The organism is Bacillus sp. ISL-18 (genome assembly GCF_018613415.1).
Lineage (GTDB): Bacteria > Bacillota > Bacilli > Bacillales > Cytobacillaceae > Neobacillus.
Genome location: NZ_JAGGQG010000002.1, coordinates 137,587 through 153,844 on the forward strand (window position 1 = coordinate 137,587; position 16,258 = coordinate 153,844).

The 16,258-nt window shown below is 38.6% G+C and carries 17 protein-coding genes; 11 read left to right on the forward strand and 6 right to left on the reverse strand.

The genetic code is table 11. The annotated features are described in order from the left end of the window. Positions 1 to 69: 69 nt before the first annotated feature. Positions 70 to 429 (reverse strand): YtxH domain-containing protein, encoded by a 360-nt coding sequence (locus tag J7E81_RS00825; protein ID WP_215040113.1) that lies wholly within the window; start codon positions 427 to 429, stop codon positions 70 to 72. A gap of 165 nt (positions 430 to 594) precedes the next feature. On the opposite strand from J7E81_RS00825, the gene yhzF reads away from it, so the two are divergent. Next, positions 595 to 786 carry a membrane protein YhzF gene (gene yhzF, locus J7E81_RS00830; protein ID WP_215040114.1) on the forward strand — a complete coding sequence of 64 codons (192 nt, stop codon included), beginning with the start codon at positions 595 to 597 and terminating at the stop codon, positions 784 to 786. A gap of 55 nt (positions 787 to 841) precedes the next feature. Here the strand turns inward: yhzF and J7E81_RS00835 are convergent, their stop codons facing one another. Both J7E81_RS00835 and J7E81_RS00840 read right to left on the reverse strand, forming a co-directional pair. Continuing rightward, positions 842 to 1,369, reverse strand: a complete 528-nt coding sequence (locus J7E81_RS00835) for a tryptophan transporter (protein ID WP_215040116.1) — start codon at positions 1,367 to 1,369, stop codon at positions 842 to 844. 154 nt (positions 1,370 to 1,523) lie between these two features. Continuing rightward, entirely contained in the window at positions 1,524 to 1,943 is a 420-nt protein-coding gene (locus J7E81_RS00840) for an HIT family protein (RefSeq protein ID WP_215040118.1), read from the reverse strand. A gap of 638 nt (positions 1,944 to 2,581) precedes the next feature. On the opposite strand from J7E81_RS00840, the gene J7E81_RS00845 reads away from it, so the two are divergent. The 3 genes from J7E81_RS00845 (at position 2,582) to J7E81_RS00855 (ending at position 5,347) form a co-directional block, all read left to right on the forward strand. Beyond that, positions 2,582 to 3,322 (forward strand): ABC transporter ATP-binding protein, encoded by a 741-nt coding sequence (locus J7E81_RS00845; RefSeq protein ID WP_215040120.1) that lies wholly within the window; start codon positions 2,582 to 2,584, stop codon positions 3,320 to 3,322. Then, positions 3,315 to 4,532, forward strand: a complete 1,218-nt coding sequence (locus J7E81_RS00850) for an ABC transporter permease (RefSeq protein WP_215040122.1) — start codon at positions 3,315 to 3,317, stop codon at positions 4,530 to 4,532. The genes J7E81_RS00845 and J7E81_RS00850 overlap by 8 nt, the downstream gene beginning before the upstream one ends. 92 nt (positions 4,533 to 4,624) lie before the next feature. After that, positions 4,625 to 5,347, forward strand: coding sequence for an EcsC family protein (locus tag J7E81_RS00855; RefSeq protein WP_215040124.1), 723 nt, complete (start codon positions 4,625 to 4,627; stop codon positions 5,345 to 5,347). Positions 5,348 to 5,365: 18 nt separating this feature from the next. On the opposite strand, the gene J7E81_RS00860 is transcribed toward J7E81_RS00855, so the two are convergent. Beyond that, complete coding sequence (locus tag J7E81_RS00860; protein WP_215040126.1) at positions 5,366 to 6,541, reverse strand: M20 family metallopeptidase; 1,176 nt, start codon at positions 6,539 to 6,541, stop codon at positions 5,366 to 5,368. A gap of 147 nt (positions 6,542 to 6,688) precedes the next feature. Here J7E81_RS00860 and J7E81_RS00865 point away from each other — a divergent pair, with 147 nt between their 5' ends. Beyond that, a complete protein-coding gene (locus tag J7E81_RS00865; RefSeq protein ID WP_215040128.1) occupies positions 6,689 to 7,324 on the forward strand; it encodes a phosphatase PAP2 family protein in 636 nt (211 codons plus the stop codon). 14 nt (positions 7,325 to 7,338) lie between these two features. Here the strand turns inward: J7E81_RS00865 and J7E81_RS00870 are convergent, their stop codons facing one another. Together J7E81_RS00870 and J7E81_RS00875 are read right to left on the reverse strand one after the other, a co-directional pair. After that, complete coding sequence (locus J7E81_RS00870) at positions 7,339 to 8,736, reverse strand: hypothetical protein (RefSeq protein WP_215040130.1); 1,398 nt, start codon at positions 8,734 to 8,736, stop codon at positions 7,339 to 7,341. Positions 8,737 to 8,866: 130 nt separating this feature from the next. Continuing rightward, a complete protein-coding gene (locus J7E81_RS00875; protein WP_215040132.1) occupies positions 8,867 to 9,361 on the reverse strand; it encodes an antibiotic biosynthesis monooxygenase family protein in 495 nt (164 codons plus the stop codon). 244 nt (positions 9,362 to 9,605) lie between these two features. Between J7E81_RS00875 and hemE the strand changes: the two genes are divergently transcribed. From hemE to J7E81_RS00905, 6 genes are all read left to right on the forward strand, one after another. Then, on the forward strand, positions 9,606 to 10,652 hold the full coding sequence (hemE, locus tag J7E81_RS00880) for a uroporphyrinogen decarboxylase (protein WP_215040134.1): 1,047 nt from the start codon (positions 9,606 to 9,608) through the stop codon (positions 10,650 to 10,652). 151 nt (positions 10,653 to 10,803) lie between these two features. Continuing rightward, positions 10,804 to 11,733 (forward strand): ferrochelatase, encoded by a 930-nt coding sequence (gene hemH, locus J7E81_RS00885; RefSeq protein ID WP_215040136.1) that lies wholly within the window; start codon positions 10,804 to 10,806, stop codon positions 11,731 to 11,733. A gap of 143 nt (positions 11,734 to 11,876) precedes the next feature. After that, positions 11,877 to 12,611, forward strand: coding sequence for an MBL fold metallo-hydrolase (locus J7E81_RS00890; protein ID WP_215040138.1), 735 nt, complete (start codon positions 11,877 to 11,879; stop codon positions 12,609 to 12,611). A 15-nt stretch (positions 12,612 to 12,626) separates the two neighbouring features. Then, positions 12,627 to 13,616, forward strand: coding sequence for a lipoate--protein ligase (gene lplA / locus J7E81_RS00895; protein ID WP_215040140.1), 990 nt, complete (start codon positions 12,627 to 12,629; stop codon positions 13,614 to 13,616). A 134-nt stretch (positions 13,617 to 13,750) separates the two neighbouring features. Further along, positions 13,751 to 15,313, forward strand: a complete 1,563-nt coding sequence (locus tag J7E81_RS00900) for a fatty acid--CoA ligase family protein (RefSeq protein WP_215040142.1) — start codon at positions 13,751 to 13,753, stop codon at positions 15,311 to 15,313. 68 nt (positions 15,314 to 15,381) lie between these two features. Continuing rightward, the gene (locus tag J7E81_RS00905) at positions 15,382 to 16,158 is read left to right on the forward strand and encodes an enoyl-CoA hydratase-related protein (RefSeq protein WP_215040145.1); all 777 of its coding nucleotides are present in this window, start codon (positions 15,382 to 15,384) and stop codon (positions 16,156 to 16,158) included. The last annotated feature ends 100 nt before the right edge of the window (positions 16,159 to 16,258 follow it).

Here is a 16,258-nt window from a genome sequence, read left to right on the forward strand (position 1 = left end):
TTTTATCTTGATTTTATGTTCTTTTAGTAAAATCTACTTGATATGATGTTTAAAAGGGTAGTTAGATTATTAATTATTATCTGAAATTTCATCTTCCAATTCTTGAATGGTATCTTTCATTTCACTAATTTCTTTTTGAATCCGCTCCTGTTGAGGGCTTACTTCTTCTTCCCAGTGTGCAAGGGCTGATTTTACTTCTGTTAAAAATGTTGAAATCTGTGCACGTCCTTCTTTTGATGCATGAATAGCAGAGTTTTTTAGCTCCAATAAGTTCTTCTGTATGACTTGTAATTGATTTAGTACACTCTGCGTATTTTTCTTCATTTTCCCTCTGGTTACTTTACCTGAATTTGGCGCAGTCAGTAATACACTAACTCCGGCAGCAAGCCCTCCTGTCATAAATCCGTATAGAAATGATCTAACTTTCATTTTACTTACTACCTCCAAATTGGCTATTTTAAAAAAATTTTCCTGTATAGAGTAATTCCCTCTACCTTTTCCCCTTAAACAAGTCCTTCATAGGAATGGACGATAACTCATATAAATAGTTACAACTATTGTTCGATAAGGATTCAAGTAGGGAGGAACAAAGGGATGAAGACTGCAGCGGTAATTCTTTTTATTTTAAGTGCGTTCCTGCTCTTTGGCACACTTAAATATTTGGTTGAGTTAAAAAGACCTGGTGTATATCCACCAAAACAAGTCTTAAAGAAAAGAGCAGCCGGGCTAGCCGGATTTGCCTGTATTTGTTTATTAATTGCGTTGTCTCTGTCGTATTTTCTCTAGAAGTAATTTAAGAAAAGAACCCCAGAGGGTTCTTTTTCTTAACAGATCCCGTGAATTATTTCTGAATCATGGAAGCTGTTGTTAATTTAGTTCTCTTAACAATCGATTGAGCTACTGGATACAAAATAACCATAACGACCGTATTTAGAACAGTTGCAGGTAATACAGCGGCTAAGAATAAAGCTGTAAATGGGGCAGGTAAGCTTGCAATAAAGAAGGCTGCACCTAAAAATACAGTTCCTGATACCAAAGTACCAATTGCTGTTAAGACTCCTACACTAATAATCGAATTCCGGTATTTGTTTAAGGCTAAAAATAAACCGAAAAAGACTAATGCAGTAATCGGCTTTTCGATGATATTTGGAATTGTTCCTCCAGGAAAACTTGTTGTGATGCCAGACAATACACCCGTTACAATCGCGAGCAGCATGACACTTTTTATCTCTGGAATAAGAATAATTCCTAAAAACATCATGGCAAGCATCATATCCGGCTTAATACTAAGGAATGCTGGCATTACTGTATGCAATACAACCCCTATCCCCGCTAAAAGTGCTAAAACGACAAGATTCTTTGTATTCATTTCTCATCTCTCCTCTGCTATCCTAAGCTATTTGTTTCTCCTGCAGTGCACTCATTGCCTGCAGCGAGAAACTTACACCCATTATACCATATTACGATAATATTTTTAAAGAAGTAATTTTCAGAAAATTTATGTTTAACCCTTGTTAAATGAACTATAGTTGTTTGTGAATCTTTGAAGCCATGTCCTGTAACATTTGTGGGGTATAATCACTTTGATTGTTTTTCCATACAGCGCCGAAGCCATCACCTTTTCCATAGCGCGGGATCAAATGCAAATGGAAGTGAAAGACAGATTGTCCTGCATGTTCACCATTATTATTAATGGAGTTTAACCCGATAGGTTCAAATTCCTGTTTTAAAGCATTGGCAATAGAAGGTACCACTTCGTATAGGTTTCGGGCAATTTCAGGTGTTAACTCATATAAGTTTTCTTTATGTATTTTCGGAATAACAAGGGTATGGCCTTTTGTTACTTGACTGATATCTAAAAAGGCTAAAACATGTTCATTCTCAAAAACTTTGGCAGCTGGAATTTCTCCATTTACAATCTTACAAAAAATACAATCACTCATACATACAGCCCCTTTTAAAAATGTTTGTATTATTTTACCATGAAAAATAGGAAAAAGACAGGATCCGCGTGGAATCCTGCCTTCCCGAAGGGGAATGCTTCAAATCTGCGTTCATTTAGGAATGTTCTTTGATAAACACCTCATTTTTCATAGAGTGTTTTTTTTATAAAGATACATCATTGTTCAAGCTGACCATCCCCTATATGTTTTTATTGGTTACCTAACCTTTAAAAACGGGTTGTGATCTGCGGTAAACACCTCATTTTCCGTTTATTTTTAAAGATAAACAGTTGAGTGTTACTTGAACTCTAAATGGTTACCATGCACATTGTACAAAACAACCATCCCCTTATCTGAAACGAATAGAAGCTCACTTGTTTGAAAGGAAATTGTCTTTAGCAGACACCTCATCTCAAATTTTGATGAATCACTTCATCGGAATAAGTTATTTCCCCTTCGAATATTATGATGTCCGTTTGTTAAAGTTTTATTCCAAAAAGATAAGAAAAATTGAATTTCTATTTTTTACGGTTGTTATTTGTTAAAATTAAATAAATGAATTCACGTTTTTGAATTCATGAATACATAGATGAATTCTTTCTGATCACGATAAACTTGAAATGGAAGGACGTTTGGGAATGGCTTTATTAAAAATTGATCATTTAGTCGGTGGCTATACGAGAAATCCTGTCTTAAAAGATGTTTCCTTTGACGTAAAAGAAAAGGAGATTGTTGGGCTAATTGGGCTAAATGGAGCAGGGAAAAGTACAACCATTAAACATATTATCGGGCTTATGGAACCTCATAAAGGTACGATTCAAATTAATGGCCAGTCCTTTATGGAAAATAAGGAAGCCTATCGCCGTTTATTTACGTTTGTTCCAGAGACACCGGTTTTATATGAGGAACTTACTCTAGACGAGCACTTGAGGTTAACCGCCATGGCCTATGGTTTAGATGAACCTGCCTTTAAAGAAAGGATTTCTCCGTTGCTTTCCGAATTTCGGATGGAAAAACGCTTAAAATGGTTTCCAGCTCATTTCTCAAAGGGGATGAAACAAAAGGTCATGATTATGTGTGCCTTTTTGGTTCAGCCCTCCCTTTACATTGTGGATGAGCCTTTTGTTGGACTAGATCCACTTGGAATTCAATCACTTCTTGATCTAATGAAAAAGATGAAAGAGAACGGTGCAGGAATATTAATGTCAACCCATATTCTTGCAACAGCTGAGAAGTACTGTGATCGCTTTGTCATTCTCCATGAAGGGAAAATTCGGGCTAAAGGCACACTGTCAGAATTAAGGGAACAGTTTTCGATGCCCACAGCTTCTTTGGATGATTTGTATATTCAATTAACAAAGGAAGAAAATTATGTTTGATGAAAATAAGCTTTGGAGGGACCGTGCCGGCGGTCGAATGAAGGACTTAGGAAGGTATTTACGTTATATTTTCAATGGTCATCTTGTGATTGTCTTATTATTTTTAATTGGTACCGCCGCATATTATTATCAAGAATGGATCAAGACTCTATCGCCGAATTTTCCAGCTGAGTTGGTCATAGCAGCCATTATTGGAATATTTGTTACCTATAGTCCGGTTTATAATTTTTTGCTTGAAGCTGACAAAGTGTTTCTACTTCCTTTAGAGGAGAGATTAAAAGGGTATTTTCTCCGTTCAGGGATTGCAAGCTTTGTGTTTCAAGGATATGTCTTATTATTAGTTTTTGCTGTCTTAATGCCCATCTATGCGCATGTCAGCGGAAATGGATTTGGTTCGTTTATTCCATTTTTACTCCTTTTGCTTGTTCTCAAGGCTTGGAATTTAGCGGCCACGTGGAAAATTCAATTTTACGTGGAAACAGCTGTCCACCGCTGGGATTACCTAATTCGTTATTTAATAAATGCAGTGTTTGCCTATCTTTTGTTAAAACAAGCAAATCTTCTTATTCTCCTTGTAATCGGGGTAATTATGGCCTTTTATTATTACTCCTTTCACGTAAAGACAACGAGAATGGGGTTAAAATGGGATCAATTAATTGAAGCAGAAGAAAAGAGGATGGCCTCTTTTTATCGGCTCGCTAATTTATTTACAGATGTCCCCAAATTAAAAGATACGGTTAAAAGAAGGAAATATCTAGATCTGTTCATTAGCAGGATTCCATTTTCACAAGAAAAAACCTACCTATACTTATTCGCAAGGACGTTTTTACGTTCATCTGACTACCTGGGATTGTTTGTCAGGCTGACGGTTATTGGTGTCCTGGCAGTTTATTTTATCTCCTTCGGAATTGGACAGCTTTTACTGACCATTTTATTTATATACTTAACGGGATTTCAATTACTGCCATTATGGAATCATCATCAAAATAAGCTTTGGGTGGATTTGTACCCGGTCTCAACAGGTGATAAGACAACCGCATTCCATTTTCTGCTAATGATCCTATTAGTGGTCCAATGCCTTATCTTTGCGTTATTAATTTTGCTTAAGGGAGAATGGTACTATTCACTGCTTGTTTTAGGAACAGGGGTCGTGTTTAGCTATTTCTTTGTATATTTTTACAGTAAGAGCCGGTTAAAGAAAATAACGTGAGGCCCCCTTTTTTGGGGGATTTTTTTTTGGAACTATTGGTCTGTTTTGCTCGTATAGATTACTAAAATAATAATGAGAGGAGTTGGTCCTATTTGAAGGAATATGAAATTAAAGTTTATGAAGAAGTGGAAGAATGGAAACGTAGAATAATCAAACGTTCAGGGATGATGAATCGGATCTCCAAGAAAGCCCAAGTGAAAATAAATGAATGGATTCCAGAAAAGGTACATGAAATGATGACGGAGAGCATTAAAGCAATGGTAAAGGCAACGTTATTTGGCTCTCAGCTCACTACCAATAGAGATCAAGCAAACGGTTTAACTCTAACTGAAAGAGATGAACTAGTTCGTAAAAAGATTTCCGTTTATCAAAAAACCGCCATTGTTGAAGGAGCAGGTACAGGGGCAGGAGGAATATTACTGGGGCTGGCCGACTTTCCATTACTCCTGACCATCAAAATGAAATTTCTGTTTGAGGCAGCATCCATCTATGGGTTTGATACAAAAAAATATGAAGAAAGATTATTCCTTCTACATGTGTTTCAATTAGCTTTTTCAAGTGATGAAATCCGGAAAAATACCTTATCAGAAATTGAACAATGGGAACAGAGAAAAATTGAACTCACAGAAATGGATTGGCGCAAGTTTCAGCAAGAATACAGAGATTATATTGATCTCGCCAAGCTTTTTCAGCTAGTGCCGGGAATTGGAGCTTTCGTGGGTGCTTATGCTAATCATAATCTTCTAAAGACTTTAGGTGACACTGCGATGAATTGTTATCGCTTAAGACTGCTGCAAAAAGCCCCTGAACTCTAAGTCAGGGGCTTGCCATTCTTATTCGGTATGGACGCTTAGTGCGGCTGAACCTAATGTTTTAGCAGCAATTAGCATCGCTTTCTCATTAATATCAAATCTGGGGTGATGATGCGGGTATCCATCTTCTTCTCGTGTTGGTTTTGCACCGGTGAAAAAGAAGGTACCGGGAACCTTTTCTAAATAATAGGCAAAATCCTCTCCACCCATTTCCGGTTCTGTTTCCTCAATGTTCGTAACCTCGGGAACAAAGCGAGCAGAACGGATGAGAAGTTCCGTTTCCTTTTCATGGTTAACAACAGGCGGATAACCTCTATAGTAGTCAAACTGATAGGAACTGTTTGACGTATAACATGTTCCATGTATGATTCTTTCCATTTCCACTTCAATAAACTGTCTGACTTCTTCATTAAATGTCCGAACTGTTCCCGTCAGCTTGGCTTTATCAGCAATCACATTAAAAGCATTTTCTGCAATAAAGGAAGCCACTGTAACCACTGCTGCATGAACAGGGCTAACCTTACGGCTGACAATTTGCTGGAGATTAACGACAAGCTGTGAAGCAGTCACAATCGCATCTCGTGTTTTATGAGGCTGTGCACCATGACCGCCTTTACCTTGTATTTCTACCTCAAATCGGTCAGCTGCTGCCATCATCGGTCCCGTTCGATATTGGATTGTACCTGTCGGTTCACTTGCCCAAAGATGAGTGCCGAAAATGACATCGACTCCTTCTAAACAGCCCGCTTCAATCATAGCTGCAGCCCCGCCGGGTGCATATTCTTCAGCATGTTGATGAATAAAAACATAGTTTCCTTCTAATTCATCCCTAAGTTCATTTAATGTTTTTGCAAGAATAAGAAGTGCAGCGGTATGGCCGTCATGTCCACATGCATGCATGACTCCGGGGACTAAAGATTTGTATGGTACATCCTTTTCATCTTGAATCGGTAATGCGTCAAAATCTGCCCGTAATGCCACCGTCTTACCAGGTTTTTTACCATAAACCTTGGCCACTACGCCATTGCCGCCGACTTGTCCCGTTACTTCTATATTCAGTTTCTCATAATAGTCTTGAATAAACCTAGCAGTGTTATATTCCTGGAACGATAATTCTGGATGCTGATGAAGGTAGCGGCGGATGGAGATCATTTCATCGTAGTAACCTTCTAATTTAGTGAATAGGTTGTTTAACATATGTCATCCCCCTTATGGTTAAAATTAAAGAATGTATTATCAAACAATTTTAACACTTTTACCACTATTATATAGATTTTTATAATGATTTTTTTTATACTTTTAAAAGTATGTTAACAAAGAGAATCAAGGGGATGGGGGAGGATTTTGAAAAATAAATCTTTTGTTTTTTTAATATTCGCTATTTTAATTGCTTTATATACGTCTATTAAAGTAGCTATTCACAGCACTTTTGGGATGGATGACTATGCCGCAGGCTTGTTTGCACACTTGCCTCGTACGGCTGCTCCATTTTTTATTCAAGTGTCGGAGTTGGGGGATAAAATCGGAATAGGCATTGTTGCCTTGTTCATGTTAGCGTGGTTACTGTTGAAAAGGCGGGACTTTGCTGGGGGAGCCATGCTCGCTTTATCAATAGCTTTAGCGAATGAACTTTATAAGATATTAAAAGATTGGTTTGTCCGTCCAAGACCTGATTTAGAACATCTGGTACAGGTTGAAAGTTATAGTTATCCAAGCGGGCATGCACTGGTAGGTATGGTGCTTTACTTTACAGCTGCTTATTTATTAATCGAGGGCATAAAGTCAAAAGTAGCCAAATGGTTCGTTGCCTTGTTAGCAGTAGTTATACTACTCCTTATAGGTGCTAGCCGGATTTTCTTACAAGTCCATTATCTTTCTGATGTATTGGGCGGATATGCGTTAGGATTTATATGGGCTGTTATTTGGATATTTTTCTATCATTTTTTTAAACAGCGATATACAAAGAAGAGGCCGAGTTAATCCCGGCCTTTTCTTTATATTAAAAACATTGATACGATCGTTGTGACGACTAGCCCAATAAAGACCGGGAGTAGGTTTCTTCTAGCCAATTCAAACGGGTCAACATTACAAATAGCAGCTGCAGGAATTAAAGCCCACGGGACAAGAGTTCCGCCGCCCACCCATATTGCTGCAATTTGACCTAGCGCAGTAAGGGTAGCTGCGCCTTTACCGATCGCTGCCGCGAATAAACTGGCAATGGACCCGGCTAGTGAGATTCCTGAGAAGCCTGAACCATCTAAGCCGGTAATTGCACCCACGGCTGTTAATGTGACTGCACCTACTTCTTTACTTAGTGGGACAATGCTGGCAAGGGCCACACCAAGATCATTAACAATCCCATTTGAGGTTTTTGGTAAGTACTCTCCGATGATTTTTGTAAAACCACTGTCGCCAAGATAGAAGAATGCGGCTATTGGAATAACCGGCCCAAAAACCTTAAACCCAAATTGGAAACCCTCAATTAAATATTGAGTCGTTTTTTCAAGCCCTTTATTCTTGTGACTCGTGACAGTAATAAGAAGAAGAATTAGAATAGAGGTTCCACCGATTAAGGCGGTTGCATCTCCGCCTGCTAAATCGAGTATGGACATAGCAATAACGTCCGCTACAAATAACAAGGGAACTAAAATGGCGAAAAAGCGTCTTTGGGCGAGTGTTAAGAGGACAGGTTTGTTACTTTCTTCCACAGAGGAATCAGGCAATATGAACGAAGTGGTTTGAAGGGCTCCGCGCTTCATATCTCTCCTTAAAAAATAGAAGGCGGTAGTCGTGGTGACTAGCCCCATAATCAAAACGAGTGGTATGCTGGCATTTATGACATCCTGAATGGGAAGTCCAGCTGCATCTGCTGTAAGTTTAGGGGCTGCTTGGATGACAAAGTCACCTGATAAGGCGATACCGTGTCCAAACAAATTCATCGCCATGGCGACACCAAGTGCAGGAAGACCAGCCCTAATTGCTACTGGAAGCAGGACGGCACCGAGCAGGGCAACGGCAGGGGATGGCCAAAAGAACCAAGAAATGACCATCATTAAAATCCCAATCGTCCAATAGGCAAGCCCTGGATTTCGGATTAATTTTCGAAAAGGTGAAATCATCACATCATTAATTCCCGTGGATGTTAGCGTATGGCTCATCGCCACAATAATCGAAATGACAAGAATAGTGGATAATAGTTCGGTGATAGCATAGCTAAAACTGTTAAAGATACTGCTGACGGAATGACTTAAACTGCCAGTGGCGGTCAAAGCAATTAAAAAAATTCCTATAATGCACACAATGGTCGTGTCCCTTCTCATGACCATAAATCCGATAATAAGAATAATAAAGGCTACATATATCCAATGAAGGGCGGTTAGTTGAATAAGCATATAAACTCCTCCTTTCTTCCAAAAGGGCTATAGCCCTGTTTTGGATGTAATACAGAATATGTAATCTGTATTAAGTGGTGAAATGGAGGAATAAAAAAATGGAGAATAATCTCCATTAGAAAATTAAAATTTATTTATCGCCTGCAATCGTATATTTGCTAACATACGGTGTACTAGTAAAAATCTTTTGCTGTGTGTCAAAGCTAGCTTTTAGTTGATCCACTGGGGAATTGGCTCCCTGCCATTTTAGATAGAAGGTTTGGTGTTCCCAAACCGTCATAATGATATAAGGATTTGAAGATTCGGGACGGAGTAATCGCAGTGCTGTTAATCCTTGGGTGTTTACAATCGCTTTTGCTTGTTGTTTAAACTGATGTTCAAATAAAGGACGTCCTTCATCCGAAACAGAGATGTTATGCATGACCACAAACCCTTTTTGTTGTAACTGTCCATCGGATTCTAAAACCTCGTACCTTCGTGGTTCGTTAAAAACAGTTTGACCATTGGTTTCATGCAGCAACAAGGCCCCGTTTTCATTCAGCATCGCCACCATAAGTTCATGACTATATTTATTTTCAATCTTCTTTAAAAAATCGAGTGTCCCGGCTGTTATATAAACATTCATACTTTTTCCCCCTAATTTATCATCTTCATTATTCTATACTTATTCATCATCCCTATTCTTGCTGATAGATGAAACAAATTCCGTAGCGTAAAAACGACTTTTTTTTGACAGATAGTATTGTAAGCTATACACAAATAGGATTAATAGGTATAGTGAAGACAGCTTTGTATACCAATGGTTTTTAATTTTATCGCCAATATATTAAAATGGAAAACAGACAGTCTTTGAAAGGTGGACATTCTTCATGACAAGAATAATTAATGAAACATTTTTAAAAGCCGCAAGGGGAGAAAAGACCGATTACGTACCTGTGTGGTATATGCGCCAGGCGGGCCGCTCGCAGCCAGAGTATAGAGAAATAAAAGAAAAATATTCCTTATTTGAGATTACACATCAGCCAGAGCTATGTGCTTATGTTACACGCTTGCCTGTAGAACAATATAACGTCGATGCCGCCATTTTATATAAAGATATTATGACACCGCTCCCAGCTATAGGCGTGGAAGTAGAAATAAAGGGTGGAGTTGGCCCGGTCATTGATAAACCGATTCGCTCTCTAGCTGATGTAGAAAAATTAGGTGAAATACACCCTGAAGAAGACGTTCCCTATGTATTGGATACGATTAAATTATTAACACAAGAACAGTTAAATGTTCCATTAATCGGTTTTTCAGGTGCTCCGTTTACTCTTGCCAGTTATATGATTGAAGGCGGTCCATCCAAAAACTATAATAAGACCAAAGCTTTCATGTATGCAGAGCCAAAGGCATGGTTTGCATTAATGGACAAACTCGGCGAAATGATTATTACATACGTAAAATCGCAAATTAAAGCGGGTGCAAAAGCCATCCAAATCTTTGATTCATGGGTGGGTGCCTTGAATGTAGAAGATTACCGTTACTTCATTAAGCCAATCATGAATCGAATTTTTACATCCTTAAAAGAGGAAAATGTTCCGCTTATTATGTTCGGCGTAGGTGCAAGTCATCTTGCCTTAGAATGGAATGAACTTCCCCTCGATGTGGTTGGTCTTGATTGGCGTCTGCCGATTCGTCAGGCTAGAGAAATGGGTATCCAAAAAACGGTTCAGGGCAACCTTGATCCAGCGATTCTATTAGCTCCTTGGGAAGTTATTGAAGAGAGAGCTAAAGCAATATTAGACCAAGGAATGGCTCAGGATGGTTATATCTTTAATTTGGGTCATGGTGTATTCCCATCCGTTAATCCAGACACATTAAAACGATTAACTTCTTTTATTCATGATTATTCGGCAACCAAAGTAAGCCGTTAATTTTAAAAGTAAAACATTAAATTGGTAAGCAGTCCAATTTTTTGGCACAATAGAATAAGCTGTTTCAAAAAGGCATTAAAAGGTAGATGGGCCTATAATGCCTTTTTACATAAATCAGACAAAGTAGGACACATAAATGAGGTGCAATTAAATGACAAAGAAACGTATGGGCCTGCTAGTTATGGCATATGGTACCCCCTATTCATTAGATGATTTAATACCATACTATACCCATATTCGCCATGGCCGTAAACCTACACCTGAAATGATCGAGGATCTCAGGAATCGTTACGAGGCAATTGGAGGGATTTCTCCATTAGCCAGAATTACACTTGACCAGGCAGAAAAGCTTGAACAACATCTTAATCAAATACAAGATGAGATTGAATTTAAAATGTATTTGGGTCTAAAACATATCGAACCATTTATTGAAGATGCGGTAAAAAAGATGCATGAAGATGGGATTGAAGAGGCTGTTAGTCTTGTACTGGCCCCGCATTTTTCTACCTTTAGTGTAAAATCTTACAATGGAAGAGCCGTTGAAGAAGCAGAAAAATTAGGCGGACTTACCATCAAAACGATTGAAAGCTGGTACAAGGAACCCCAATTTATTAGCTATTGGGTTGATAAAATAAAAGCAATTTTTGACCAAATGACGCTAGCGGAAAAGGAGAAGGCTGTATTAATCGTTTCTGCCCATAGCTTGCCGGAGAAAATCCTTCAGTTTGGCGATCCATATCCAAGTCAACTTCAAGAAACGGCTGATTTAATCGCCAATCAAGCAGGTATTGAAAATTATGAAATTGGCTGGCAAAGCGCTGGCAATACTCCAGAGCCATGGATTGGTCCGGATGTGCAGGACTTAACAAGAGACCTGCATGAAAGGAAACAATATACTTCTTTTGTTTATGCACCGGTAGGTTTCGTGTGTGAACATCTTGAGGTTCTTTATGATAATGACATAGAGTGCAAAACCGTAACTGATCAATTAGGGGCAAAGTATTACCGTCCGGAAATGCCTAATGCGAAAGATGAATTTATCGATTGTTTATCGACCGTCATCTTAAAGAGATTAGCTTAACTAGAATCGGTTTATAAAAGCCGGGTTTTAAATAATATTCCAATCAGAAGCTGTTCAGTCAAGTCAGCTTCTTTTTTCTATATCATGAATAGAGGCTGTATTTTGAGTATATTAAAGTTAGACTACGATTTGGAGGGGAACATATGAAATTGACAGTTATCGGATATTGGGGAGGGTACCCTAAAAAGAATGAAGCAAGTTCAGGCTATTTAGTAGAACATGAAGGATTTCAGTTATTAATCGATTGTGGGAGTGGTGTACTCTCAAAGCTTCAAAATGTTTTACAGCCTGAGGAATTGGATGCCGTCATTCTCTCCCATTATCACCCGGATCATAATGCTGATATTGGGGTATTGCAGCATGCTAGGTTAATACAAGGATTCCTGGGAAATGAACTGGCTAATCTGCCTGTTTACGGGCATTCTTTTGATGAGCAAGAGTTTAGAAAACTAACCTATAAAACGATAACAAAAGGTATAGCCTATAATCCTGATACAGCTCTATCTGCAGGCCCATTTACTATATCATTCTTGAAAACGAATCATCCTGTTCCCTGTTATGCCATGAGAATAGAGGCAGGCGGAAAGGTTCTCGTTTATACCGGTGATAGTTCATTTAAAGAAGAATTCATTAAATTTAGTCAGGATGCAGATGTTCTTCTATGTGAATGTAATTTTTATGGAAATCAAAGCGGTAAGTCCGCTGGGCATATGAATAGTATTGAGGCAGGTCAGCTTGCCGAGAGAGCTGGGGTAAAGCAGCTAATTCTTACACACCTTCCGCATTATGGAAACCTGGATGAGCTGATTACAGAAGCATCCCGGGAATTTGGCGGTATAATAAAACGTGCAAATGAATTACTATCTATATCACTTTAAGAAGGGGAAATGACGATGTTATTTATTGATAACAAAGGGTTTACGGATCCTCATATAAATCTGGCGATTGAAGAATATGCCTTGAAAAACCTTGATATAAACGAAACCTATTTATTATTTTACATAAATGAACCATCGATTATTATAGGGAAAAATCAAAATACGATTGAAGAAATCAATACTGATTATGTTGAAACGAATGGAATACATGTTGTTCGCAGATTATCAGGAGGTGGTGCAGTATACCATGATCTTGGCAATCTAAACTTTAGTTTTATTACCAAGGATGATGGGGAAAGCTTCCATAATTTCCGGAAATTCACTGAGCCTGTCGTTGAAGCATTGCAAAAGTTAGGGGTAAACGCCATGTTAAGCGGTCGAAATGACTTAGAAGTTGAGGGAAGAAAAATTTCAGGGAATGCTCAATTTTCTACAAAGGGCAGAATGTTTAGTCATGGAACTCTGATGCTTAATTCAGAAATCGAGAACGTAGTTTCAGCTTTAAAAGTTAAAAAGGATAAGATTGAATCAAAAGGAATTAAATCTGTTCGCAGCCGCGTCGCTAACATTTCAGAATTTTTAACAAAAAAGGTAAGTATAGAAGAATTTCGTTCCTTATTGTTAAAGAATATTTTCGGTGCACAAGATGATATACCGGAATATAGTTTAACAGAAGAGGATTGGGAAAAAATTCACCAGCTTTCCAAAGAACGATACCAAAACTGGGACTGGAATTATGGCAAATCCCCGAAGTTTAATCTTCAACATTCGCACCGTTTCCCAGTCGGTTCGATCGATGTTCGATTAGAGGTGAATAAAGGAGTAATCGAGAACTGTAAAATATATGGTGACTTTTTTGGTGTCGGTGAGGTAAGCGAAATTGAGAGGAAACTCACAGGTATTCGCTATGATAAAAGGGAAATCGAACAAGTTCTTTCAGACATAGATACAAAGCATTACTTTGGAAATATATCAAAAGAGGAATTTATTAATTTAATCTATTAACAAGAAGGCGATGTCATGAAGACATCGCTGTTTTTTATCCTTTTTTACGTATTATACTTGAATACTTAAAATTCAGGAAATATAATATATTTAGAAATTAATATGAATGATTATTCATTCAGAGGAGGGTAATGATGAATATTTCAACGCAACTCCAAGAAACCGCCAAGAAATTTGCCGACAAACCCGCTTATTTTTTTATGGGCCAACAAGGTACCTATGCCGAATTAGATGAAGCTATACAGAAGTTTGCTTCCGGTTTAGAAAAATTGGGAATCAAGCAAGGAGACCACATTGCTCTATTATTGGGGAATTCACCACATTTTGTCATCAGTTTATATGGGGCATTGCGGCTTGGAGTAACCGTTATACCCGTTAATCCCATCTACACCGCAGATGAAATAGGCTTTATCTTAAATAATGGCGATGTTAAAGCGGTCATTGCACTTGATTTAGCCTTACCTCTGGCAGAAAAAATGCATACCTTACTGCCAAGGGTAGAGCACTATATCTTTTGTGAAACAAAGCCCAATAGTCTCGTCTTATCAGAAATAGAAGGTCTTACTGTTTATCCAAAAATGAAATCGTTTACAGAGGTGATTGCCTCTGGGGAACAATTCTTTCAAGCTCCAATCTTGAGGGACGAAGATGTGGCGATTATCCTTTATACTTCTGGAACAACCGGAAAACCAAAGGGTGCTATGTTAACTCATAAAAATATATATAGCAACGCTAAGGATGTTGGCGACTACTTAAAAATGAATCAGGAGGACAGAGTTGTCACCGTTCTCCCGATGTTTCACGTATTTTGTTTGACCGTGGTGTTAAATGCCCCATTACTTTGCGGAGCAACCCTATTAATTGCACCGAAATTTAGTCCCAAAGAAGTTTTCTCGTTAATAAAGGAACAAACGGCGACTGTCTTTGCAGGTGTACCGACTATGTATAATTTCCTCTATCAATATCCAGATGGCGATCCGAATGATCTTAAATCTTTACGTTTATGTATTTCCGGTGGAGCATCCTTGCCCGTAGCATTATTAAAGAATTTTGAGAAAAAATTTAATGTGTTCATTTCAGAGGGCTACGGATTATCGGAAGCATCACCAGTAACCTCCTTTAATCCGCTTGATCGCCCTCGCAAACCTGGATCAATTGGCACGTCGATTCTCCGAGTGGAAAATAAAATTGTGGACGGTCTTGGACAAGATGTTCCAATCGGCGCTGTTGGAGAATTAATTGTTCGCGGGCCAAATGTGATGAAAGGGTATTATAAAATGCCTGAAGAAACACAAGCTGCCATTCGAGATGGCTGGCTTTATACCGGAGATATGGCAAGAATGGATGAAGAAGGCTACTTTTACATTGTTGATCGGAAAAAGGATTTGATTATTGTAGGCGGTTATAATGTTTACCCGCGTGAAGTAGAGGAAGTAATTTATAATCACCCTGATGTGGTGGAGGTCGCTGTAGTTGGTGTGCCAGATCCCAATCAAGGTGAGGCAGTTAACGCCTATGTCGTCAGTAAAAATTCTGCACTAACTTGCGAACAGCTTCAGGAATATTGCAGAGAGCACCTTGCCAAGTATAAAGTGCCGGCAACGATTGAATTCATAGATGAACTCCCCAAGAATACGACTGGAAAAATACTTAGACGGGCTCTTAAAAATATAATCTCGCAAAAAGTAAACAATTAAAAAATTTTTTCTAAGGCAGGCATTTTGCCTGCCTTTTTAGAATTCTCTAATATGGGAGGGGAGAAAAAATGGAGCGAGTATTACTTGAGATTCAAAATCATATCGCCGTCATTACGATTAATCGTCCAGAAGCATTGAATGCTTTTAATTACGACACGCTGCTAGAATTAAAACAAAAAATAGAACTTATTCGAATAAATCAAGAGGTACGGGCGGTTATTATCACTGGTGCCGGAGAGAAGGCTTTTAGCGTTGGCGCAGATTTAAAAGAACGAAAACATTTAACTGAGGAGCAAGTGAAGAGAAATTTATTAAAAATCAATGAGGTTTTTAACGATATTGACCTGCTTCCTCAGCCTACAATTGCGGCGATAAATGGTTTTGCATTCGGCGGGGGGATGGAACTGGCTTTAGCCTGTGATTTTCGGATTGCTGCGCAGACTGCTGTAATGGGATTAACAGAAACAAGTTTGGCCATTATTCCGGGTGCGGGCGGAACTCAGCGTCTTCCTAGATTAGTTGGGCAGGCAAAAGCACTCGAACTCATCTTAACGGCAAAACGGCTTACAGCAAACGAAGCAGATCATTATGGGCTGCTTACAAAAGTGGTCGACCGGAGTAAGCTGGTAAGTGAATGTTTTTCTTTTTGCTCAGAGCTGTTAGCAAACGGACCAGTTGCCCTGCAGCAGGCTAAGTTTGCGATTAAGAATGGCATGAATACCGATTTACATACAGGACTGCAAATCGAACGGAAGGCATATGAGGTCACCCTCAAAACGGAGGACCGCATCGAAGCATTACAAGCTTTTTCCGAAAAGAGGAAACCAAACTTTAAAGGAAAATAACATGGTGCCTGTCACATGGTTTTTTTTATAAGACCGTCTTTTCGTTTTCTTAGTTCTAATTCCGCCCTTTTAAACTAAACTAGGTATAGAGAGGTTGTAC